Below are 21115 nucleotides of genomic sequence, written 5' to 3'. Positions count from 1 at the left end.
TGAGCAGATGAAACCGGGAGACTGTCCCAGCTCGGCTGCAAAACTCCGCCGCGGCCGCAGCGACCAGCTCACGACTGCCGGGTGTGGGGGCGACACACACCAGTCGAGGTGACGAAGTCTGATGTGTAAGCGCAGATCCGGCGCTGTCTCTTTGGGGGGAAGGCGACAGCGCCGGTCGAGAACTCTGCTCGGGTATCGGCCGGATTGCCCGGCGAATTAGAGTCTCGAATTTCTCGCCAGCAGAAGAATTGCTCTGCCGTATCACACGGTACTCCGCGCTGATAGCGGTGTGTCAATGCCTGAAGCACACCCGCTTTGGGTGTCTTTAGCGGCTTTCGTTTCATCTGAAAATGTCACCCAGCGCGGGTGTGTTTCGAAGTGGGAGTCGATACGGTTCATCAACCGCAGGCATACGATGACGGTTCTCGGTGTTCGATGCTCGATTGCGCAAATACCAGAGCAGCCAAACGATCACCGTTCTGCGGCCATTCGTTATTGCGGTGAACGGCTGATGGGCATACAGTACGAGTGCGCCCTTTTTCGATGGGTTTCCCGGTATCTCGCTGGTGGCGGAACTGGATGCAGCGTCGTTTCACTCTCGGCTCGCGGTCGATGAGGTCGAGCGGCTTTCCCGTATCGAGTGAATTCCACGCGGTGCAGGGGTGTCGGTTGCCGATGCCTGGCAGTTGTCGCCGGGACCGCGGATTACCCCGTTCGCGTTCCAGTCGAGCGCGGTCGCTGTGGCGTTCACAAGACTCATCGAATGAGGAGTGTCAGACAATGGACCAGCGTAAGCGAGGTCGCCTCCGGCGAGCTGTGTTGCTCGGTGCGCTGCCGGTGGGTATGTCCGTCGCGTTGAGCGGAGTCGGCACTGCCGATCCTGGACAGGGCTCGACGCCGGTGAGCGGATATCACCTCACGGTGCCGGCGGGCAGCACGCAGGTGCTGGCTTCGGAACCAGCAGTGGCGTCATCGCAGGCTACTGCGGCTGAAGCAGTTCCCCTCCCCGCGCCGATGCCCGATCCGATGCCCGACATCGCACATAGCATCGTCGGCGCGATCACCTCGATGGTCGAGGCATTCGCTGGTTTCCTCGGCCATTTCCTCGGATGGCCGCCGCTGTCACTGGGAGGCGGGCGGTGAACCCGCAGGCCGTGCGTCGCAGTCGAGGACAGCGAGGCCAGTTCGTCTCCTTCCCACACGGTCACTGTGTTGGCGGCCGACACCAAGCTCGCGGCCTCATGACTGACCCCCGCAAATATCTGCCCACGCTGACTGATTCGTGCTGGTGAAGCCGGAGCGAGGATCTGAGGAACCTATGACTATTCAACGCAAGCCGATGCTGGCGTTCGCGGCGACAGCTGTCGTCGCCGCGCTCGCCGCGGGACCGGCATATGCCGCCCAACCGGGTCTGGAGTCGCCAGGACAAGGACAGCCCGGTTTGAGCACGACACCCCCGCCGCCACCGCCTCCTGCGCCGCCGGAGGACACCCCGACGGTTGTCGATCTGCTGCCCAAACCCGCCCGGCCGCGCCCGAGTCAACAGACGCAACCGGTGGTCACGACGCGGCCGCCTGCGCCGGCACCCGAAGCGGATGACGAGGCCCAGGCGCAGCAGGCCGAGGAAGCCCCCGCCACCGAGCCGGGTCCGCCGCCTCCTCCGCCGCCGCGGACGATGCGGACGATGCGGTTCGGAACCGACACGGTGGTGGTGCCGGATTGGGTTCCGCCGGAGGCGCAGGCTGTGGCGCAGGATCTGGCCGACACCGCCGAGTGGTGGATCGCGGCCGGATTCGACGCGGCCGGGTTGCCGATCGATCAGTCCGACCGGCGCGCGGCCGCGACGATGGTCGGTGGTGTCGCTGGTTGGAGTGTCGGCGCCGGCGCGGGCGGGTTCGTCGGCGGTTTGGCGGGCTGCGCGGCGGGCATGGTGGTCGGCGGTGTCGCGGGCGGTGTGATCGGCGGCGCCGTGTCGGCGGGAGTCGCGGCGCCGCTGGGTGCGTTCGTCGGCGGTGTTGTCGGATGCATGACCGGCGCTGCGGTGGTGGGGATTCCCGCGACCGTCGCCGCGGGCGTCGTCGGCGCGGGTGTCGGCGCGGCCGCTGCCGCGGCCCTGGGCTCGGACACCCATCTCGATCCGGCCCAGCAGCCTGAGGACCAGACACCGGAAGACAGCCCGGATGTCCCCACTGAGCCGGAGCCGGAACCCGACATCGCGGCCACCGACGAGGAAGCTCCCGCAGAAACTGGCGAGGAGTGCGCGTGAGTACGCTGCCGCGGCGGCTGCTGGCGGCCGCCGCCGTCGGTGTGGCCAGCACCGCGGTGGTGGCTGGCGTTCCGGTCGCCGCGGCGCAACCGGCGACCGGTCAGGATTGTGCTGCGTTGCTGGTGCTCGGTGTGCAAGGTGCGGGGCAAGCTGCGGCGGACGCGGCACCCGACACCGACTCCGGGGTGTTGGGGCAAGTGTTTCGGCCGATGCTGGCCGACGCTCCGCAGGGATCGGTGCAGCGGTTGTATGTGCCGTTGGCTCTCGACCCGGCCGCTGCCGGTGGGGCCGGTGCAGGCGGCACGGCGTATTCGCGCGGTATCGAAGACGCGGTGGCGGCGTTGTCGCAGACGGCGTCGGATTTCGTGGCGCGCTGCCCAGAAGGTCAGGTCGCGGTAGCCGGGGCTGGGCAAGGAGCGCAGGTCGCGTCGCAGTTCGCGCAACTGGTCGCGCGCGGCGCCGGCGGGGTCCCGGCCGATCAGGTGGCGGGGGTGGCGCTGTTCGGTGACCCGAGCCGAAACCCTGCGGCAGCGCTGTTTCCCGGCCGGCCCGGCAAGACGGTTCCGGACGCAGCGCCAGGGACATCGGGCGGTGCGGTGGCGCGGATGCAGGCGTTGGCGCAGCAGCCGTTGACCGGCGGCGGGATCGGCCCCCAGCGCGGTGCGCCCACGGATTTCGGTGCCTTGGCCGGGCGGGTGGCGAGTTTCTGCATCGCCGGGGATCTGGCGTGCGACACCCCGGAGCAGGCACCGATCCTGCGAGTGGTCTCCAATATCGTCGCCGCGGCCGATCAGTCCGGCGGTGACCCGCTGCGGGCTCTGGCGTCGGTGACCCAGGCGTTGGCGTTCACCGCCATCAAGACCGTGACCAACGTGGTGAACAACGACATCCACGGCAATTCCCTTGCCTCGCTGTCACTGTCGACCAGGACGTCGCTGTCGGCGCGTATGGCGGAGGCGTCTGACCCGCGTACCCCGTTGCAGATCAACGACGTGTTGAAAGCGGTACTGAAAGTCGGCACGATCGCGTTGAATTCGGTGATCACGGTGGCCAAAGCGGTCATCACACCCACCAACATCGCCGAGATCGCTGCTGCCGGGTTGGCGAATCCAGCCGCCGGTTTGGCGGTGCTGGGGCAGAAGCTGCTGGGCGCGCTGCCGCAACTGGTGCCCCCGACCACGGTGTCGCGGCTGGTCAATCAGGCATTCGAAGCAGTGGTATCCAACGTCGCCGAGAACACCGGCCTGGTGGACACCACGACCGGGGTGAAATACAGCGACGCGATCACCAGCCGCGGCGCCTACACCGCCCACCCGGTCGCCGCCGACGGCGCCACCCCCGTGCAGTTCACCGCCGACTGGTTCAGCGCCCTCGCCCACGACCTCACCGCCACCAAACCGGCACCGAGCACGCCGCGCTCGTCCACGCCGACACCTGCGGCCGGAACCTCGACCACCGCCACGCCCACACCGGCGAGGAGTCAGACACCGAACGGGGGAGGGCTGTTCGAAACCTGGCCCCCACGCCCGCAGCCGACACCGTAAAGCAGTCCCGGCGCGCGGTCGCGTACGTGATCAGACGGAAGGAGGACCGTTGACCGACGACACCAGCGAATTCGCCGTCCCCGACGTGTACTCCGCACCGTCGGCCGAATGGCCTGAGCCGACCGATCTGGACGCCCTGTCCCGCCAGGCGTTCGTCCGCGCAGGCGCGGCCCGGCCGGACTACACCACGTGGCTGCCTCACCCCGCCGCCGCGCACCCGGCCGAGCCGACCGAGCAGCCCGCTGGTGTGCAGGAACCGCCGATCCGTCAGCGCCACATAGCATCGCGCCCGCGGCGGGGGGCGGTGGTCGGCCTGCTGTCGATGATCGGTGTGGCCGCCACCGTGTCCGCCGTTGTGTGGGTGTGGCCTGCCCAGCCCTCGCCCCCGACGGCATCGGCGCCTTCAACCGGTTCTCCCGCACCGGCGACCGCGCTGCCACCTACGTCTTCGACCGTGCCGGTGGCCTGGTGTGAGAGCCGATTCGGCCCGGAGCGGGTCAGTGGCAACAGCGCGGGATCGGCCGCGTCAGGGCCGGAGGTGATTCTGGCGCTGGAGTACGCGTACTACACCCGACGCGACGCCACGGCGGTGCGGACGTTGCTGGCGCCGGACGGGCGTTTCGGCAGTGACGCGGAGATCCAAGCCGGAATCGACGCCATCCCGACCGGCACCACCCATTGCGTGGACATCATCCCCGCCGGTCCGGATCGGTGGGCGGTCACCGTGACCGAGCGATGGCCCAACGACTCCAGAGTTGTTCACCGCCAATTCATCTCGACCACCAGCCGCGACAACCGCACCCTTGTGGTCGCGGTGGAACCGGCGTGAGGGGCGGCCGCGATGGACATCATCACCCGCTCCACCAACCACAACCGCCCCACTATCGCGGGTACGGGTCATGCACGCACACCGTCGGCGCGGGCGGTCGTCGCTCCGCCGCGCGCACTGCAGGCTCCGGTGTGGGATCGCCCGGTTCCGGTGCGCCCCAATGTGGTACCGGAGGGGCGTCCGCCGCTGCTGTGGTTGTTGGGCGCGCACGGTGGTGCCGGGACCACGAGCCTGGAGCGGCTGCTGGCACCGGCTGCGGATTGCCATCGCCGCTGGCCTGCCCCGATCGGTCGGGAGTCGCCGTATGTGCTGGTGGTGGCACGCGCGACCGTGTCGGGGTTGGCGGCCGCGGATGCGTTGCTGCGTCAGCATCATGCGGGCTTGGCAGGCGAGGGCAGCGTGGTGGGGCTGGTGACGGTCGCTGCGCGGCCCGGTCGTCTCCCGGCGCAGATCCGCCGCGACCGCGACCTCTACAGCGGACTGGTCGAGCACGTCTGGCACCTGGACTGGCACGAGGAATGGACACTCGCCGGTCACGACGCGCTGCCGGTGTGGACCCCCGGCGACCAACCCCCGGACTCAAAACACCGCGTCGACGCGCTCACCACCCCACCGGCGGATGTCCGCGAGCTCGGGCGCGAGGTGATCGACGCGATCACCAGCCTTCATCACACCGCGACCACACAGACAGGAGAAGGATCATGAGCTGGGTCCTGGCCGCCGCCGAGCACACCATCGTGCTTGCCCAAACCGAGAACTTCGCCCCCGAAGCACCGCCCGGCACAGAAGGCTTGAAGATGTTGGTGCGGTGGCTGATGTGGTTCGTGCTGCTGTCGGGGGTGAGCGCGATCATCTTCGCCGGTGGCCGTTTCGCGTGGGAGAAGTGGCACGGCGGCATGCTCGAGTCCCCGAAGATGGTCGTCGGCGCGCTGATCGGCGGCATCGTCGCCACCAGCGCCGGAACCATCATGAACCAGATCATCGCTCAGGGCTAACGGCTGATGATCGAGACGGTTCTGGCCTATAAGGACTTGCCGCCGGAGGTCACCGACCAGCTGCGGCAGATGTTCCAGTGGCTGCTGTGGGGGGTGGAGACCGGGTTGATCGCGCGTTTGGCCTGGGTCAGCGGGCGCGCCGGATGGGAGTACTTCCGCCCGCCCCCAGGCCCGCCAGCCGCACCCGCTGACGTGATGCGCGTGCTGCTGTCGTGGGTTTTCGCCACCGTCGCCTGGCCGATCGCCGGATCCCTGCTCATGGACCTCGCCCTCTAACCCGGACCTGTGTGAAAGAGACTGAGTATGAACATATTCCGCACAACTCCCGGCATAGGCGGCCTGATTCTCACGCTCGCTGCCGTGGTCGCGGTGGGCGGCTGCGGCCACGACGACAGCGAGCACCCGCCGGTCCCCGCCGGCCCGGATCTCGCGGCGGCCCCGGCCGATGTGCGGTGGGTGAACTACCAAGGTGTGCGCCTTCCGGTCGGCGCCGACGGCCCCCGCAACATCGATCCCAGCGCGGCAACAGGATTCAGCCACAGCCCGCAAGGCGCGGCGCTGGCGGCGATCGTGCACACCGTGCGGATGTCTCTGGCTCCGGATGAGCATTGGGCCAGCATCGCCGCCCACGAAATCGCGGCGGGCGCGGGCAAGGACGCCTGGGCCAGCTCCCGGGTGCTGCTGTCGATCCAGACCCCCGCCGACCCCGCCACCGCGCCACGGGTGCGCGGCTACACCCTCACCGACTACAACCCCGCCACCGCGCGGGTGGAGATCTACACCTCCTTCCCCGACGGCTCGATCGCGGTGAACACCGCGACGGTGGTGTGGGTGGCCGCCGACTGGCGCCTGCGACTGCCGGACCCCGACGCCACCGAACCCGCCGTACGAGAAGCAGCGACCCTGGACGCGGTAGTCAGATTGGAAGCGCCGCAATGACATCCGGTCAACACAAACCATCCCCCGGCCAGCGGCCGGTCAACGTCTGGACGGTGGCGTCGGTGTCACTGCTGGCGCTGATCATGATCGCCGCTTCGATCGCGTTCGCGGTGCGCCGCACCGACACCGCGACCAGCGCCAGCCCATCCGCCGCCACCGATACCACCAGCGCGCCGCCCGCGGTGACGGGCGAGGGATTCGATGTACCCGAGGTCGATGCGTTCGGCCGCCGCGTGGACATCCCCCGCAACCCGGCAGGACAGCTGCGCGACCAAACCGTTCGCGGTCGCCAGCCCAGCGACCCGGACTGGCTGTCCGCGCCGCCGGCCGGTTTGCGGGAGCCCGGTGGGTGGCAGCGTGTCCACGGCGCGGTCGTTCCGTTCTCGACCTCCGACGGCCCCACGAGGATCGGGGACGGGCTCGCCGCAGGCTATGCCCGCACGCCGCAAGGCGCGGCGTTGGCGGCAGCCGCGAGCGTCAACCAGGTCGCCGCCCGGCCCGGGGACCGCGCGGTCGTCGCCGCCCGCATGGTGTTGACCGCCGCCGACCAGGCCGCCTTCGACGCCGGCATCGCCGCGGGGAAGTTGCCGCGCCAGCAACCGGAGTCGGTGACCCGCACTCTGCTCGCCCCCGACGGTTTCCGCATCGACAGCTACGCCGCCGATCTCGCGGTGCTGCGGCTGGCCGCCCACGCCCAACGCGAACCCTCCGGCATCCGGTCATGGCTGACGGTGACGGTGCCGATGGTCTGGCACGACGGGGATTGGCGCATCCGCGGCAACGGCCGCCAGTTGCCGACCGAGACCGTCACAGATCTGACCGGGTGGACGCTATGGTCGTGATCGGGTGGCGTCGGGTCACCTTTACTGTCCTCGCGGCCATCGCCGTGATGGCCGGTGCCTGCGGTGGCGCCGCAGCCCAACCGGCCACCCCCGCACCACCTCCTGCCGATCCCGGAACCTCCACCACCTACGGGTTCGACCAGGTGTGCAATCAGATCCACGATGTGCTGTCGTCGATCCCCAATCTAGGTGGCTTCGCCGGGGATCTGGGGTCGGCGGTGTGTAAGGCGGGCAATGCCGCCTCCCATCCAGGCAGCGCGATCGAGGCGACCAAATCCAAGCTGTGGGATTCCACGTTCGGGCAGGTGACCGAGATCTTGCTCGATGGTCTCGGTGACGCCATGTCCTGGAGCATGCTGTGGGCGCGGCTGCCCAACGACCACGTCCTCGCAGATCCGGGTACCGGCGGGGAAACGTTGTGGCAGCGTATCGACTCCTATACCCGGCAGCTGCAGACGTGGCTGCTGGCGTTCTCGATCCTGGTCTCGGCGTTGCGGATCGGCATCGCCCGCCAGCACATGGCCGCCGAGCACGCCGAAGAAGCCTTCCGGACGCTGGTACGAGCGACAGCGACGACCTGGATCGCCGGATTCGCCATCCTGGCCGGCGCCCGGCTGACCGATGCCTTCTCGCTGTGGATCATCAACGACGCCACCAACGGCAACGCGCGCGGCGCAGCGGAGTTGTTGGTCCGCACCGACCGCTTCGGCGTCTACGGGCCCGGGCTGGTGTTCGTGGTCGCACTCGTCGGCATCCTCGGCGCGCTGGCCATGACATTCCTGACGATCATCCGCCAAGCCCTGCTCGTGGTGGCGGTCGGGATCTATCCCTTGACCGCCGCGGCGTCCGGGATGAGCGGCGGGCGCGCGGCATTCCAGCGCCTGGGCGCCTGGATCGTCGCATTTCTGCTGTTCAAACCGGTGGCGGCGCTGGTGTACATGATCGCGTTCGTCACCGCCGATTCGACCAACACCGCCGTGGAGCAGGGGGAGCCGGGCTCGGCGGACTCCGCGCACCGGGCGCTGGTCGGCATGGTGTTGCTGTGCAGTGTGGCGTTCGTGCTCCCGGCGCTGGTGCGTTTGGTGGCCCCCGCGCTGAGCATGGTCGGCTCGGGGGGCAGCGGCGCATCCGCCGCTGGCGCTGCAGTGGGCGCGGGCGTCGTCGCGGTCACCGGAGGAAAAGCGTTGCTGGCCCGTGGCGCGGTGTCCGGCGGCGCCGGGTCTGCCGGATTCGTCGCCGGAGGGCCCGGTCCCGCCCCCACCGGACACAGAGGCCCCCCGCCATCCGGTGGTGGCCCCGGAGGGGGAGGGGGATCCCCGAAACCGCTGCCCGGGCCGCGCGGGGCTGGGGGCGCATCGAAACCGTCCGCGGCGCTGGCGAACCCATCGGGTTCTGGTGGGGCGGGAGGACGTGCGATGCGGGTGTCGGCGACCGCGAGCGGCGCGGGGCGGGCGATGGAGCGCCTCGGTGACGACGTCGGCGGTGGCGCGGGTTCGCCGTCTACCGGGGTGGTGCCCTACCGGGGCCCGGATTTGGGGCGTCATGACATTCCGCGCTGACCACGCTGCGCGGCAGCAGGTTTCGATTGGGAAGGAGTCGTCGCGGTGACGGCAGAGTATGTCGAGCGCACCTACAGCGCGGGCTCACGCCCGCGTACCGAGGGCTTGTTCGGGCTGTCGTGGGTGGCGATGCTCACCGCTGGTGGGGTGATCGTCGCGGTCGTGCTCACCCAGGCGATCCTGGGGTTGCGGGCGGCGGCGATCGTGGCGGCGGCGGGCACGGTGGTGACCGCGCCGCTGGTGATCCAGATCGGGGGACGCACCGGGTATGCGCGGGCGCTGCTGCTGTGGCAGTGGTGGCGCGGCGGCCGCCGCGGCGAGCACGTCTACCGGTCGGGATCGTTCTCGGCGATGCCCGGCGGAGCGACACGGCTACCCGGGTTGCTGGCCCCGTCACGGATGTATGAGGGCCAAGCCGTCGACGGGCACCGGTTCGGGATGATCCATCTGCCGCGTTTCGACGAGTACACCGTGGTGCTGCGGGCATGGCCGCAAGGCGGTGAAGCCGTCGATCAGGACGTGGTTGATCAGTGGGTGGCGGCGTGGGGGGCGTTTCTGGCCTCGGTGGGGTCGGCGCCGGATGTGAAAGCGATTGTGCCGGTGATCGATACCGTGCCCGAAACCGGGAACCGGCTGATGAGCGAAGTGTCGACGATGACCCACCGTGACGCACCGGAGTTGGCGTCCACGGTGATGTGGGAGCTGGCCGCCCAGCTGGCGCGCCAACGCGTGCAACTGGAACCGCGTATCGCGATCACGTTCGAAGCCACCACCCCCGAACGCAGGAAGGTCCCCGCCGAGCAGGCCCTCGAGATCGGGCGCCGGCTGCCGGGCATCCTCGCCGCGCTGGCCGAGGCCGGGGTGCGGGCGGAACCGATGACCGCCGACCAGATCATCGCCGTCGTGCGCCGCGCCTACGACCCAGCCGCCCAGCCAGACCTGGAAGCCGCCGCAGCCGAACCCGACGGGCACGGCGTGACCTGGGAAATGGCCGGCCCACAGGACGAACAGCAACGCTACGACCGGCTGCAGCATGCCGGCGCGGTCAGCATCACCTGGGAAATGACCGAACCACCGCGCGGTGTCATGACCGAACGGGTGCTGCAGCGACTGCTGGAACCCAATCCCGACCTCCCACGCAAACGCGTCGCGATCGTCTACCGGCCGCACTCCGCGGCCGAAGCCACCCGCCTGGTCGACGACGACTACCGCAACGCCCGCGTCGCCGAGCAGAACACCCGCGGCGGGCTGGTCTCAGCCACCGCCAGCATCCGCGTCGCCGGAGCCGAACAGGCCCGCCAAGAACAAGCCCGCGGCCACGGCCTGACCCGCTACGGCATCCTGATCACCCTCACCGCGCCACGCGGAGAAGACATTCCCCGCATCGAAGCGCTCGTCAAAGACCTCTCCACCCAGGCGCGGCTGGCCATCCGCCGCTGCAACACCTACCACTCCGCAGCATTCGCCGCCTCCCTCGGCGTCGGCGTCATCCTGCCCGAACACGCCACCGTCCCCGAAGCGCTCGAGGGATGAGCATGACCAAACCTCCCGCGCCCCAACAACAAGACCGTGCCGCCACCACAACCGAGCAGTCGCCCGCGCGGCGTGGACCACGCGTGCTGGCCGACGACAAACGCGCCGTACTACTCGCGCGGCAGCGGCGCGGCGGAGTGCGTGGGGCGTGGGCGGGAGTGCTGCTGTCGCGCGATGACCACCGCCGCCGCAACGTCGGCGCGCTCGCCCGCGCCGCGGTGGACGACGACTTCGACCGGCCCACACTGCGGTTGACCGACACCGGATACGCCGGGCCGACCGGTGGGCGGGTGTCGGCGGTCGGGCGGCCCGCGGAATGGCGCGGCACCACCGCCCAGGTCGTCGGACTGTGGCCGTGGTCAGTCGGCGCCGGGGCTCCGCTGGTCGGCACCCCGCTGGGACCGCATCTGCGCACCGGCGCCCCGGTGTGCTTCGACCCGATGAACTGGTTTCTGCGCGGCGGCTTCATCACCGCACCAAGCCTTTTCGTGCTAAGCCTCAACGGATTCGGCAAATCGTCACTCGTGCGGCGCATCGTGCTCGGCGGCATCGCCCAAGGCATCACCCCGCTGATCCTGGCCGATGTGAAACCCGACTACCGCTCCCTGGTGGAACTGGTCGGCGGGCAGGTCATCGACCTCGGCTACGGCTACGGGCAACTCAACCCGCTCGACACCGGCGTCATGGGCAAAGTCCTCGCCCAACTCGAAGCCGCCGAAATGTTCGAACGCGCACAAACACTCGCCCAAGAACTCCGCGCCCGACAGATCGCCCTGGTCTGCGCGCTGGTGGAGCTGGTGCGCGGGCGGCGGGTGGCCGACTTCGAGGAAACCGTCATCGCCACCGCCCTCGCGGGCCTCTACCGGCCCACCGCCGACGGCGGACGCGGCTTCACACCACACAACCAGCCCATCCTCGACGACCTGCTCGAGGTGATCGTCGACGGCGGCCCGGAGCTGCAACTGGACGCTGCCGCCGACACCGAGGACAAGTATCAGGCCGCGGTGGTGCCGCTACGGCAATCGCTGCGCGCCCTCACACGCGGACCGTTCGGGCAGGTCTTCAACGGCCCCACCACCGTCGGCATCAACCTCGACTCGACCGCCGTGTGCATCGACGTCTCCCACATCCCCACCGGAGACCGCAAACTCAAAGCCGCGGTGATGCTGGCGTGCTGGGGCGCGGGATTCAGCGCCGTGGAAGCACTGAACATGCTCGCCGACGCCGGCTTGGCGCCACAGCGCTATTTCCAGGTCGTGATGGACGAGCTGTGGCAGGTACTGAGCCTGGGCGACTTCATGGTCGAACGCGTCGACGAACTCACCCGCCTGCAACGCCAAATCGCCACCGCGCTCATCATGATCAGCCACACCATCAAAGACCTCCAATCCCTCGGCAGCGACGCCTCGATCTCCCGGGCACTGGGATTCCTCGAACGCGCCCGCGCCAAAATCTTCGGCGCACTACCCGGCGAGGAAGTCAACCGGCTCTCGACATTCATCCCTTTCACCACCACCGAACGCGCGATGGTCACCAACTGGTCAGCCCCCCAAGCACTGACCGGAGAAGCCATCCGACCCGGCACACCACGCCCGACCCCACCCGGAACCGGGAAGTTCCTGCTCAAGGTCGGCGAAGGCCGCCAACCCGGCATCCCGTTTCTAGTGGAGCTCACCGACACCGAACGCGCCACCGGACTCCACGACACCAACACCCGCTTTGCGGCCTTCGGCACCGACGGTGACGCCACATGACGCCCACCACCGATATAGGTTCCCATGGCTTTTGTCGGTATTCCCATCCGCTTGTCGGTGATCTGTCGTTTACGACAAACCGATGGAATCCGACGTGGCGTCTCGTAACCCTTGTGTCAGGCGAAAGGAAATTCGGTGTCAGCCACGACTGATGAAATGCTGCGCGAAGTCGGTGACCTTGCGGCGGCGAATTCTGTTTGGAATTACTCGCCCAGTGAGAAAAACGAATCCGAGCGGCGTGAAGCCGAGGAACGAGCGCATTCGGCCGGAGTTTCCTGGACACGCATTGACAAAGTTCGTGTGGTCGGCTTCTTGAACCAGAAATGGCTCCACGTTCGAAACTCACCCCACTTCGAGGAATCGATTCGGGCGAGCCTTCTGGAAACAGCCAAGGCCGACGCGTGGCAGTTGCGCTACATGGTTGCGGTCGAGGTTCTCCGCAGCCGGCAACATCGAGTAGACAACTCCACCACACAGTCGCTGGCCGATACCGGGCAACAGCGTCGGAACATGGCCGGGCTCGCGGCGAACGTGGAGACTATCGCGGTCCTGATCGACATGACCGAGTCCGAGCGGGCCACAGTTCGCGCGAACGCGATGGACGACTGGCCGCGAATGATGGCTGGCACCGCTGAGGTTATGGACACACCCGACGCCATCGAAGAGGTGTGGCGGGACGACCTGGGCGACCCGTGGTTCCAAAGCCGATCCGACCGTATCGCCGACACCCTCCGCCACCCCATTCCCGAGCCGAACTCACGTGTGCTGGTGACGCCGGAAGAACTGGCGGCGCAGGCGAGACGAGCCTTGGAGGCAGAGCCTCCGCGCGCGCAACTCGATCGAGCGGTTCATCTACACGAAGCCGGCGACGTCGGCTTGTCGGCCTCGATCGAGGCGGCGATCCACCCCGCCACGGCCCTGGAATGGGAACCGGGCGGGGTTCCCGCCCCAGCTGCCGAGGCACCTGACTCACAGGATCCCGGGTTGTTGCTATGACCACCCGCGTCGACGAAGCCCAGGCCGCGCCGGATGCGTAGATCCATCCGATCGCTCCCGCCACGAGAAGGCGACAAGCCTATGGGAAAGCAACGGCGACAAACCCTTGGGAAAAACCATGATTCACCCACGAAATGAACGTGTCGAACGTCAACTATCGGCGAAACCTACAACCACCACCACCACTGTGGGTTCTCATGACTGATTGCGTCTTCTCAGTCATTTTGCGTCGGTCTTGCGTTTACGCAAGACCGACGAGAATCCTGCGGCGCGTCGGCGGTCCGTTCAGATGTTGGGCCGCGGTGATTTTCGACCCCAGACACGAAGAGGTTGCTGAGGGACGAGACCTGTTCGTGAATTCGACGTCACGCCTTCACATAGGTGTGGGTACGGGCGTACGGCTGAAAACCAATGCTGCGGTAGAGGTTCTGGGGGATTGGATATCCGTCGTCGCCCCTCGGCGAGACCACAGCCATGGCGGCCCCCGCATCGCGGAGAGCCGCCAGCGCGGTCAGGCACACTGCACGGGACAGACCTCGGCGACGGTACTGCGGCACGGTGCCGACGGGTTCGATCAGACCGACGCGGTTATCTTCGTCATACCAGATGTGGCAGTTCGCGACGAACTCACCACTCGGGGCTTCGACAATCCAGTCCAGCTCGGGCCGATATGGCCAGCTGGACATGATATCGCGATAGGACTGCACCGTCACGCGGGCGGAGTTCCACGCCTTCTGGTGCACGGTGACGCGGTCGCTGAGGTCTTCTGCTCCTCGCACGGAACATGCGATAAAACCCGCTGGCAGTTCGGGCTCGGGCAGGTCCAGCAAGGACCGGGTGTGATGAGTGAAGTACGGCCGGTCCGGCTGGCGCTCGTACCCGTAGCCAACCAACACCGTACACAGGTCTACCTGGTTATTCAGAGGGTTGAGTTGGCGCGGAGTCCCGTCGGCCACTTCGTCGAACCAGGCAATGACGTCGTAGACCAGCTCCGGGTACGCCGGGTCGACCTCCACCCTGAGGTCGTCGGGAAGGTTGGCCCACGCCCAGGCCACGAGACGAAAACCGTCGTGCCAGAGCGCGATCGGCCAGTCCGCCAGATCCGTGGTGTACATAAACCGGCCCCAAGCCAAGTCCCCGACGTGGTGGGAGCTAGTAGGCGACCACAGCCGCTGTGTCAGATCCTGCATTGCCCGCAGATCCACCCTGTCCGCGTAGAGCCGCATAGCTACACCCACGACGCTCATCCTTCCACATCGGTCGGGCGGCTCCGACCCAGGAAACGAAGAAGCGAAACGCGGGCTGTTCTCGTGCGGGTGGCGTCCAAATCATTTGTAGCCGAGCCGGATTGGCGCAACCTTGGCCGATTCAGGGTTGTGGACTTCGGTCGGTTGGCCCCCGCACCTACTCCCACCTCATTCCACGTACGGCCTCCGCTTCGCAGCTTGAGAAGTTCGCCCTCCAGAAGGAAGCGCAAAACCGGGTGAGAAACAACCGACGCACACCGATGGGAATCCGCATGATCCGGCCAGCTCAACACACGTCAGACCGCAAACAAGAACGAGGACTACAACCACCACCTCGACAGCAGCCTCAAACAGCGAGGGAATCCCAAGCCGTCGTTGTCGAGGTCACGTCAGGCGGCGACCCCGCAACAGCCACGTTGGGAGATGAAGAAGGTGACTGATCTCGATAGTCGAGGCTTGACCGGATGGAAAGCACGGTTGCTGGACCGTATACGAGACCTCGCGTCCGAGGAATGGCAGATCCACCGCGATAACGAACTTAGCCCGCCATGGCCCCAGAAACCCGACCCGGCGCTGAACCACTTGCGCGCACGAACGATCGAGCTGAGACGGCAACAGCACGACCTGGAGCTACGTGCCAGGGCGTGCGGAATCCGGCACGCAGATGTGAATGCGGCGGGCAACCTCAGCGTCTGGGGCCATCGCCGTGCACCGGTCCTGGAAGGGGACGAAGCGGTTCGCGCGCGGCTGATCGATGCGATAGCCGACGATATCTGGACTCTCGAGCACATGGCCGCCCTTGAGGTGGACCGGCGGTTCTATACCCGCGCCGAAGACCCGGCTCCTGGAAGGCAAGAACAGCAGCAATTCGAAAGCAACATGGCGGCGATCTGGGCACGAGCGGCGGCCGTCGCATCGTATGCCGGGCATAGCGACGATGAGCGATCCGACCTGTGGGGCCGGGACCACAAGGGGTGGGTCAGCTTGTTCGAGAACGCGATATACCCCTACGGCGACATCATGGATCGTTGGCGCGCACATTCAGCTTCCGACATGGTGGCCGATGCTAGCCGTCCAATGGGAACTGCAGAACTCGGTCTACGACAGTCGGCCGAGGCCGGTACACAGCCACCGTTGCCGCAGGTGCTCATCGACCGAGCGGTCGCCACGCTGGACGTGGAGATCCGTGAAGCCGGGTCCGAGGCTGAATATCGCGCGGACCGGGTCGAATGGTATCTCGGCGCGATCTACCCCGGCGACATGGACGGCGATCACAGAGGCGGGGGCAATGCGGCCCGCGCCATCGCGGCAGCCGGACTCGACGCCGACGTCGTTGCAGAGACGGGATTCGATCTCAGCGATGCCCTACCCGGCAACGAGGCGGCGGGGCTGCAAGCGCCGGAAGCCGAGCTATGACCCCCGGCGGAAACCTGCTCGACGAACTGCCCACCGAATCGGTTCCATTTCGGATGATCGCAGCGTTCGGCCCGAACGACTATCCGGCTATGCCGACGCCGGAACCCGCCCGCCTCCGGCCCTCGGCGGCCTCACCGTGCTGCCTCTCTCGATGGACGGCGGCCGAACGAAGTTGCTGCGCATCTACTACCGGTTCAATCCGGACGGCCATCAGGCAGCTGTCAGATCACTCCAACCACAAGAAGACGACAAACCGATGGGAAGAACACGACGACAAACCGATGGGAAAGCCGATGGTTCCCGCACGAAATGACGAGCGGAAACGGCAGTTACGGCCGGAGCCTACAACGCCTGGGGGATCTCATGACTGACTGCGTCTTCTCAAGCATTTTGCATCGCTCTTGCGTGTACGCAAAACCGGTGAGAACGCTGCGCAGAGTCTACCGCACGTCTTCGCACTGTAGCCCGCCAGCGCATCTACTGCCGCGCCACAGCCGACGGCTACCCGGCCGCCACCGGATCACTCCAACCACGAGAAACGGAACCCACCCATGACATGGGACACCCCGCATTCCCAACCCAGATTCAACGACCTGGGGGAATTCGTCGAGTTCTACCTCTTGCCGCTTTATCCGCGGATCCTGATCGAGGCCTCCGAACTGCCGTTGTTCCAGCGAACCCACCCCAACCTGGGGGACGCCGCATATCTGATTCGCGCCTGGTGCCCCGACTGGTGGAGACATACCGAAGCGGTGGCGCGACTGTATTCCCTCTGGCACGAGTGGGAGTTCATGCGCAGCAGCAGTGACGAGAGATTCAGCCTTTCATGGTGGTTTGTCCACCAGGCGGACCCCCACATGGCTGTTCTGATGTCGCCGTTTGGAGGCTTCGCTGGCTGTTCAATTGCCGGCGGCCACAATGGCGGCCAGAGCCTCGGCCCTCATCGGCGACGGCCTCAACAACTGCCCTCGACCCCGATTCCAGCAGATGTGCTGGCCGAATTCCACCACCGTCTCCCGCCTCCTGACCTCGACCCGCCAGCGGATACAGACGAGGAGATGACGGATCTGTGACAGTCCCTATCGCTGGATCACGGCCGAAAGGCGTTCAGCCACCGAGAAAAACGACAACTCGATGAGAAAAGCCACCGACAGAGCGGTGGGACACCTGGGCGAATCAGCAGATCGCAAGGGCTCCAGCCGACAAGTTCGACGAGAACCTACAACGCCGAGAGTGACCAGCTACCGAGTCGGTCCAGCCAGACAGGTCAGGCCATGACGGATCTACTGCCGCCAGTCCCGGAACCCGTGGTCGTCGCAGACCCGGCGCCCAGCGCTGTTGCCCTGCCGGAGACACCAGAGGCCGGGCCATGACCGGTCGACGAGCCCCTGCATCGACGGTCGGCCGCTATGCACGCATCGACGCCGCGGTCCGTGACGCGGCGATCACCGCCGTGCAGGCGCTGGAAGCGCGCGGGCAGTCCGAGTCAACGGCCCGCCGTGTCGTCGCCGAGCAGCTCGGGGTGTCGGCCAGCGCCATCCGTGACTGGATCCGGGTGGCCGAAGGCCGTCCTCGCAAGCTGGTGTCGGTTTCGCAGCTACGCCGCGAACTCGCCGATGCCCGAGCCCAACTCGACGTGGTCACTCAGCTGAACCGTGACCTCGTCGCTGAACTGCATGCCCGCCGCCACAACCAGGTCCGGCCATGAACATCAGAGGTGGACCATGAAGCCGGTCACCGTGATCGCGGGGATCGGGCTGCTGTATCTGTCGGTGATTCTGATGGTGCTGTTGCTGATGCTGGATGACCGCGCCGAAAACCGCTGCACCCCAATGACTGGTAGCTCGGGTACCGTGCCGCCGGGGACGCGGGTCGCGCCGTTGAAGGCAGGCACCTATCGGGTGAGCTCCGGTTTCGGCTACCGCGAAGGCGGGGAATTCCACCAGGGCATCGACTTCGCCGCCGCGGCGGGCACACCGATCTACGCCGCCGCTGACGGTGTCGTCGCCGCAGCAGGCGCAGCCAGCGGGTTCGGTACCTGGATCGTGATCGACCACAACATCGACGGCCGCGCCATCTCCACCGTCTACGGGCACATGTTCGACTCCGACCTACGCGTGGCCGCACGTGACCGCGTCCAAGCCGGACAGGAGATCGCGCTCGTCGGCTACAACGGGCAAGTCTCCCCACCCGGCCCCGGTGGGGCGCATCTGCATTTCGAAACCTGGCCTGGTGGCCGGTTCACCGGCGGCAAGGCCGCCGACCCTGAAACGTGGCTGGCCGGTGCCGCCGAACCCGCCCCTGACCGCGCTGCCGAGCCTGCCCCGAACCCCGGCGCCAGCGCTTCAGCGCGACCCGACATCGCCGCCGCGGTGACCGCACCGGGCGCGGAGCTGCCACCGTTGCCCGCCAGCATGGGATCGGAAGCCAATTTGCAGGCCGACGCGGTCCGGACGGCACGCGCGGTCGCGGCGACGTTCCCCGAAATCACCTCCATCAGCGGATGGCGCGAATCCGATCCCTACCCTGACCACCCGTCCGGCCGGGCGATCGACGTGATGATCCCCAACTACAGCACTGGAGAAGGAAAAGCGTTGGGCGACAAGGTCGTCGACTACGTCATGGCCCACGCGCAGAACTTCCACGTCGAGTACGTGATCTGGCGGCGCGAATACCGCACACCCGACGGTGAGGCCTCGCTGATGGAAGACCGCGGCGGCGATACAGCCAATCACTTCGACCACGTCCACATCACCGTCGTCGGCGGAGGGTACCCCGACGGATCCGCAATCACCGGCCCCGCCAGCCCCGCAGCTGCGGGCAGAAGTGACTGCGAGGCCGCCGCCGACCACGGCGACGACGACATCGCGCCAGGATCGGTGCCACCGCAGTTCGAGCAGTGGTATCGCCGCGCTGGTGGGCTGTGCCCGCAGATCAGCTCCGCCCTGCTGGCAGCCCAGGGCGAAGCCGAAAGCGGCTTCAGAACCGATGCTGTCTCCCCGGATGGCGCTCAGGGTCCGGCGCAGTTCATGCCCGAAACGTGGCCAAGCTACGGCGCCGACGACGACGGCAACGGGCAGGTGTCCCCGTTCGATATCGGGGATGCGGTCATGGCGCAGGGCCGCTACATGTGCGCGATCGCCGCCCACGTCGACGGCTGGATCGCCGAAGGGAAAGTTCACGCCCCCAACGGACGCACCGAACTGTATCTCGCCGCCTACAACGCCGGAGAAGGCGCCGTCCTGCACTCAGGCGGATTCCCCACCGGCTCAACGGATTACGTCGTTCAGACCCGGCCGTATGTCGACAAGATCCTCGCCACAGTCAACGAGTACAGCACCGCGCTGAGCTGACGAGAGAAACGGAGTACACCGATGACGAGCCCGACCACGACCCGCCTGCGACTACCGCATTTGCTGGCTTCGCGTCCTGACCCGGCAAGCACTCTGATTCAGGCCCGGATCGCGGTGAACCTGCTGCGCTGGCGAGCCACCCTCTCGGGCCTGTTCGCTCGCTACGACCGGGTCAAAGCCGATGAACGGCTCGACGACAAAACCCGCGAAACCGCGCTCGCACGCTTGCTGGACACCATCAACTCCGTCGTCGCTCAGGAGCCGCTGCAGCTCGATCAGCTGGAGCTGCCCGGCAGACAGCCGCCCGAGCTGGTCGACAGCGCCCAGCAGTATCTCGAAGCTCTGATCCTTGCAGCCAACCGCACCCCCTGTCCGCGAGGTGTGCTTGTCGAGGATTTGGTGCGGCGCTGGCTGGGAGAGCCGACCGCGGTCTCGGCGATCGCGGCCCTGGACGGTGACTGGCACGCCCAGATGCTGCACGACCTGGACACCGGACCGGCGGATGTCCGCGACGCCGTGACAGCGCTGGCCGCGTCGTGGCTGTTGGACACTGACCGCGCCGACGCTGCCCTCGACGAATGACGCGCGCCCGCAGCATCCTCGTCCTGTGCGGCGCCGCCGCGGCCGTGCTGCTTGCCGCGGCGGCATTGGCTGGTCCCGGCCGCGACACTCGCACCGACACATCGACGGTGGTGGGGGACGCCGAGCACGCCATCCACGGTCCGCAACCGGCGACCGCCAGCGCGCCGGAGGCTGCCGAACAGGCGCTGGCGGCGATGTTCACCTGGCAACCGGTCACCGACACCAGTCCCGGGGCGGCCCTGCCGAGGGCGCGGAGTTGGCTGGCCGGTGACCTGGCCCGCGCCGCCGACAGCCCACCGGCCCCCGGGGTGCGTGAACTGCCCGAATGGGCGGTGTGGCGGCGCTCCGGCGACATCGTCACCGCCCACGCCGACGCCGAGATCGCCAACGACTGCGACTGGCAACACTGCACCATCGTCGCGACAGTGACCCAGACCGTGCTGCACCGCGACGGCACCTCTACGCCCTACCGCGACATGCGGATCCACGCGCGCACACAGCACAACACCGAAGGCTGGCGCGTCACCGGCTACCGCGTCGTGGGATGACCACCATGGCGCACGACGAGCCGGAAGCAGGAGGCAGACCAACAGCGATGTCGGACAACAACCTTCAGATGCCCACTTCTCGATCAGGCTCGACTGAACCTGAAGCCGGCGACCGCGTGAAGCCGGGTGCGGGAGTACGGCGTGCGAGGCAGGGCGCGCACCGTGCGGATCTGAATCCACCAGCCTTGGGGCCGTACCTGCGCCAGATCCGCGAGTCCATCCACCAGGCCGGCACCAGCAAGCACCTGTCGAGGGAGAAAGCCGCGACCCGGATCGGGCTCAGCGCTGCCTATCTCCAGCAGATCGAAAACGGTGACCGCGTCCCCACCCCACAAGCGTTGCAGCTGCTGGCCTCTGGTTACTCCCTGTCGGCTGCGCAGATCCAACACATCCGTGCACTTCGAGACCCCGCCACGGCCCTCGTCGGCCTGGAGGCGCTGCGCGCCCGCGTCGCACAGGTGCCTGCGATGCTCGAACGCCTCGACGACCTGGACCGAGTCGGCATGCTGGCCGGATACTTCTCACCGCTGTGGCATGTGCTCGCGGTCAACAACAGCCTCGAGCACGCGCTGCCGGGATTGCGAGAGGTCAAGTCCAAACGCGTGGTGTATTGAGGTGATTGCCGCGTGATCCTTTCGGTCAGGCGGTCAGTGCTGGGGTGGTGTCCTCTTGTTCGTTGGGGTCGGTGGTACCGCGTGAGCGGGCGAGGACG

Annotated in this window: 21 protein-coding genes; 20 read left to right on the top strand and 1 reads right to left on the bottom strand. The window is 67.4% G+C overall.

Translation table 11 applies throughout. From position 1 onward, the window contains the following. Positions 1–780: 780 nt before the first annotated feature. The 13 genes from IU459_RS33700 to IU459_RS33640 all read left to right on the top strand — a co-directional run bounded on the left by IU459_RS33700 (position 781) and on the right by IU459_RS33640 (position 13257). Positions 781–1143, top strand: coding sequence for a hypothetical protein (locus tag IU459_RS33700; protein ID WP_195133646.1), 363 nt, complete (start codon positions 781–783; stop codon positions 1141–1143). 175 nt (positions 1144–1318) lie between these two features. Next, positions 1319–2266 carry a hypothetical protein gene (locus tag IU459_RS33695; protein ID WP_195133645.1) on the top strand — a complete coding sequence of 316 codons (948 nt, stop codon included), beginning with the start codon at positions 1319–1321 and terminating at the stop codon, positions 2264–2266. After that, positions 2263–3810 carry a cutinase family protein gene (locus IU459_RS33690; RefSeq protein ID WP_195133644.1) on the top strand — a complete coding sequence of 516 codons (1548 nt, stop codon included), beginning with the start codon at positions 2263–2265 and terminating at the stop codon, positions 3808–3810. The genes IU459_RS33695 and IU459_RS33690 overlap by 4 nt, the downstream gene beginning before the upstream one ends. A 49-nt stretch (positions 3811–3859) precedes the next feature. Next, entirely contained in the window at positions 3860–4639 is a 780-nt protein-coding gene (locus IU459_RS33685) for a hypothetical protein (protein WP_195133643.1), read from the top strand. A 12-nt stretch (positions 4640–4651) separates the two neighbouring features. Then, positions 4652–5344 (top strand): DUF6668 family protein, encoded by a 693-nt coding sequence (locus tag IU459_RS33680; RefSeq protein WP_228838888.1) that lies wholly within the window; start codon positions 4652–4654, stop codon positions 5342–5344. After that, the gene (locus IU459_RS33675; protein WP_195133642.1) at positions 5341–5634 is read left to right on the top strand and encodes a hypothetical protein; all 294 of its coding nucleotides are present in this window, start codon (positions 5341–5343) and stop codon (positions 5632–5634) included. Before IU459_RS33680 ends, IU459_RS33675 begins: the two co-directional genes overlap by 4 nt. A gap of 6 nt (positions 5635–5640) precedes the next feature. Beyond that, on the top strand, positions 5641–5910 hold the full coding sequence (locus IU459_RS33670; protein WP_195133641.1) for a hypothetical protein: 270 nt from the start codon (positions 5641–5643) through the stop codon (positions 5908–5910). A gap of 27 nt (positions 5911–5937) precedes the next feature. Beyond that, the gene (locus IU459_RS33665) at positions 5938–6573 is read left to right on the top strand and encodes a hypothetical protein (protein ID WP_228838887.1); all 636 of its coding nucleotides are present in this window, start codon (positions 5938–5940) and stop codon (positions 6571–6573) included. Continuing rightward, positions 6570–7415, top strand: coding sequence for a hypothetical protein (locus tag IU459_RS33660; protein ID WP_195133640.1), 846 nt, complete (start codon positions 6570–6572; stop codon positions 7413–7415). Before IU459_RS33665 ends, IU459_RS33660 begins: the two co-directional genes overlap by 4 nt. Further along, positions 7412–8974 (top strand): hypothetical protein, encoded by a 1563-nt coding sequence (locus IU459_RS33655; protein ID WP_195133639.1) that lies wholly within the window; start codon positions 7412–7414, stop codon positions 8972–8974. Before IU459_RS33660 ends, IU459_RS33655 begins: the two co-directional genes overlap by 4 nt. Positions 8975–9019: 45 nt before the next feature. Then, positions 9020–10507, top strand: a complete 1488-nt coding sequence (locus IU459_RS33650) for an SCO6880 family protein (RefSeq protein WP_195133638.1) — start codon at positions 9020–9022, stop codon at positions 10505–10507. A 2-nt stretch (positions 10508–10509) separates the two neighbouring features. After that, positions 10510–12261, top strand: a complete 1752-nt coding sequence (locus tag IU459_RS33645) for a hypothetical protein (protein ID WP_228838886.1) — start codon at positions 10510–10512, stop codon at positions 12259–12261. A gap of 135 nt (positions 12262–12396) precedes the next feature. Continuing rightward, positions 12397–13257, top strand: a complete 861-nt coding sequence (locus tag IU459_RS33640) for a hypothetical protein (RefSeq protein WP_195133637.1) — start codon at positions 12397–12399, stop codon at positions 13255–13257. A gap of 365 nt (positions 13258–13622) precedes the next feature. On the opposite strand, the gene IU459_RS33635 is transcribed toward IU459_RS33640, so the two are convergent. Next, positions 13623–14372: a GNAT family N-acetyltransferase gene (locus IU459_RS33635; RefSeq protein ID WP_195133636.1), complete on the bottom strand. Its 750-nt coding sequence runs from the start codon at positions 14370–14372 to the stop codon at positions 13623–13625. A gap of 555 nt (positions 14373–14927) precedes the next feature. On the opposite strand from IU459_RS33635, the gene IU459_RS33630 reads away from it, so the two are divergent. The 7 genes from IU459_RS33630 to IU459_RS33600 all read left to right on the top strand — a co-directional run bounded on the left by IU459_RS33630 (position 14928) and on the right by IU459_RS33600 (position 21017). Beyond that, complete coding sequence (locus tag IU459_RS33630) at positions 14928–15920, top strand: hypothetical protein (protein WP_195133635.1); 993 nt, start codon at positions 14928–14930, stop codon at positions 15918–15920. 551 nt (positions 15921–16471) lie between these two features. After that, complete coding sequence (locus IU459_RS33625) at positions 16472–16993, top strand: DUF4913 domain-containing protein (RefSeq protein WP_195133634.1); 522 nt, start codon at positions 16472–16474, stop codon at positions 16991–16993. 296 nt (positions 16994–17289) lie between these two features. Continuing rightward, positions 17290–17628 (top strand): transposase, encoded by a 339-nt coding sequence (locus IU459_RS33620; protein WP_195133633.1) that lies wholly within the window; start codon positions 17290–17292, stop codon positions 17626–17628. A 16-nt stretch (positions 17629–17644) separates the two neighbouring features. Next, positions 17645–19273: a M23 family metallopeptidase gene (locus IU459_RS33615; protein WP_195133632.1), complete on the top strand. Its 1629-nt coding sequence runs from the start codon at positions 17645–17647 to the stop codon at positions 19271–19273. 21 nt (positions 19274–19294) lie between these two features. Beyond that, positions 19295–19855: a hypothetical protein gene (locus IU459_RS33610; RefSeq protein WP_195133631.1), complete on the top strand. Its 561-nt coding sequence runs from the start codon at positions 19295–19297 to the stop codon at positions 19853–19855. Further along, positions 19852–20403, top strand: a complete 552-nt coding sequence (locus IU459_RS33605) for a hypothetical protein (protein WP_195133630.1) — start codon at positions 19852–19854, stop codon at positions 20401–20403. The genes IU459_RS33610 and IU459_RS33605 overlap by 4 nt, the downstream gene beginning before the upstream one ends. 185 nt (positions 20404–20588) lie before the next feature. After that, a complete protein-coding gene (locus IU459_RS33600) occupies positions 20589–21017 on the top strand; it encodes a helix-turn-helix domain-containing protein (protein ID WP_195133629.1) in 429 nt (142 codons plus the stop codon). Positions 21018–21115: the final 98 nt, after the last annotated feature.

Origin of the sequence: Nocardia amamiensis, from assembly GCF_015477605.1 — a bacterium.
GTDB lineage: Bacteria > Actinomycetota > Actinomycetes > Mycobacteriales > Mycobacteriaceae > Nocardia > Nocardia amamiensis_A.
The sequence above is the reverse complement of the archived record's forward strand: the minus strand, read 5'-3'. Positions and strand labels throughout refer to the sequence as shown.

Bases quoted from the DNA above. Each gene is read 5' to 3' on its own strand.
- IU459_RS33700 (WP_195133646.1), top strand. From the start codon at position 781: ATGGACCAGCGTAAGCGAGGTCGCCTCCGGCGAGCTGTGTTGCTCGGT.
- IU459_RS33695 (WP_195133645.1), top strand. From the start codon at position 1,319: ATGACTATTCAACGCAAGCCGATGCTGGCGTTCGCGGCGACAGCTGTC.
- IU459_RS33680 (WP_228838888.1), top strand. From the start codon at position 4,652: ATGGACATCATCACCCGCTCCACCAACCACAACCGCCCCACTATCGCG.
- IU459_RS33675 (WP_195133642.1), top strand. From the start codon at position 5,341: ATGAGCTGGGTCCTGGCCGCCGCCGAGCACACCATCGTGCTTGCCCAA.
- IU459_RS33670 (WP_195133641.1), top strand. From the start codon at position 5,641: ATGATCGAGACGGTTCTGGCCTATAAGGACTTGCCGCCGGAGGTCACC.
- IU459_RS33665 (WP_228838887.1), top strand. From the start codon at position 5,938: ATGAACATATTCCGCACAACTCCCGGCATAGGCGGCCTGATTCTCACG.
- IU459_RS33660 (WP_195133640.1), top strand. From the start codon at position 6,570: ATGACATCCGGTCAACACAAACCATCCCCCGGCCAGCGGCCGGTCAAC.
- IU459_RS33645 (WP_228838886.1), top strand. From the start codon at position 10,510: ATGACCAAACCTCCCGCGCCCCAACAACAAGACCGTGCCGCCACCACA.
- IU459_RS33635 (WP_195133636.1), bottom strand. From the start codon at position 14,372: ATGTACACCACGGATCTGGCGGACTGGCCGATCGCGCTCTGGCACGAC.
- IU459_RS33630 (WP_195133635.1), top strand. From the start codon at position 14,928: ATGAAGAAGGTGACTGATCTCGATAGTCGAGGCTTGACCGGATGGAAA.
- IU459_RS33625 (WP_195133634.1), top strand. From the start codon at position 16,472: ATGACATGGGACACCCCGCATTCCCAACCCAGATTCAACGACCTGGGG.
- IU459_RS33620 (WP_195133633.1), top strand. From the start codon at position 17,290: ATGACCGGTCGACGAGCCCCTGCATCGACGGTCGGCCGCTATGCACGC.
- IU459_RS33615 (WP_195133632.1), top strand. From the start codon at position 17,645: ATGAAGCCGGTCACCGTGATCGCGGGGATCGGGCTGCTGTATCTGTCG.
- IU459_RS33610 (WP_195133631.1), top strand. From the start codon at position 19,295: ATGACGAGCCCGACCACGACCCGCCTGCGACTACCGCATTTGCTGGCT.
- IU459_RS33605 (WP_195133630.1), top strand. From the start codon at position 19,852: ATGACGCGCGCCCGCAGCATCCTCGTCCTGTGCGGCGCCGCCGCGGCC.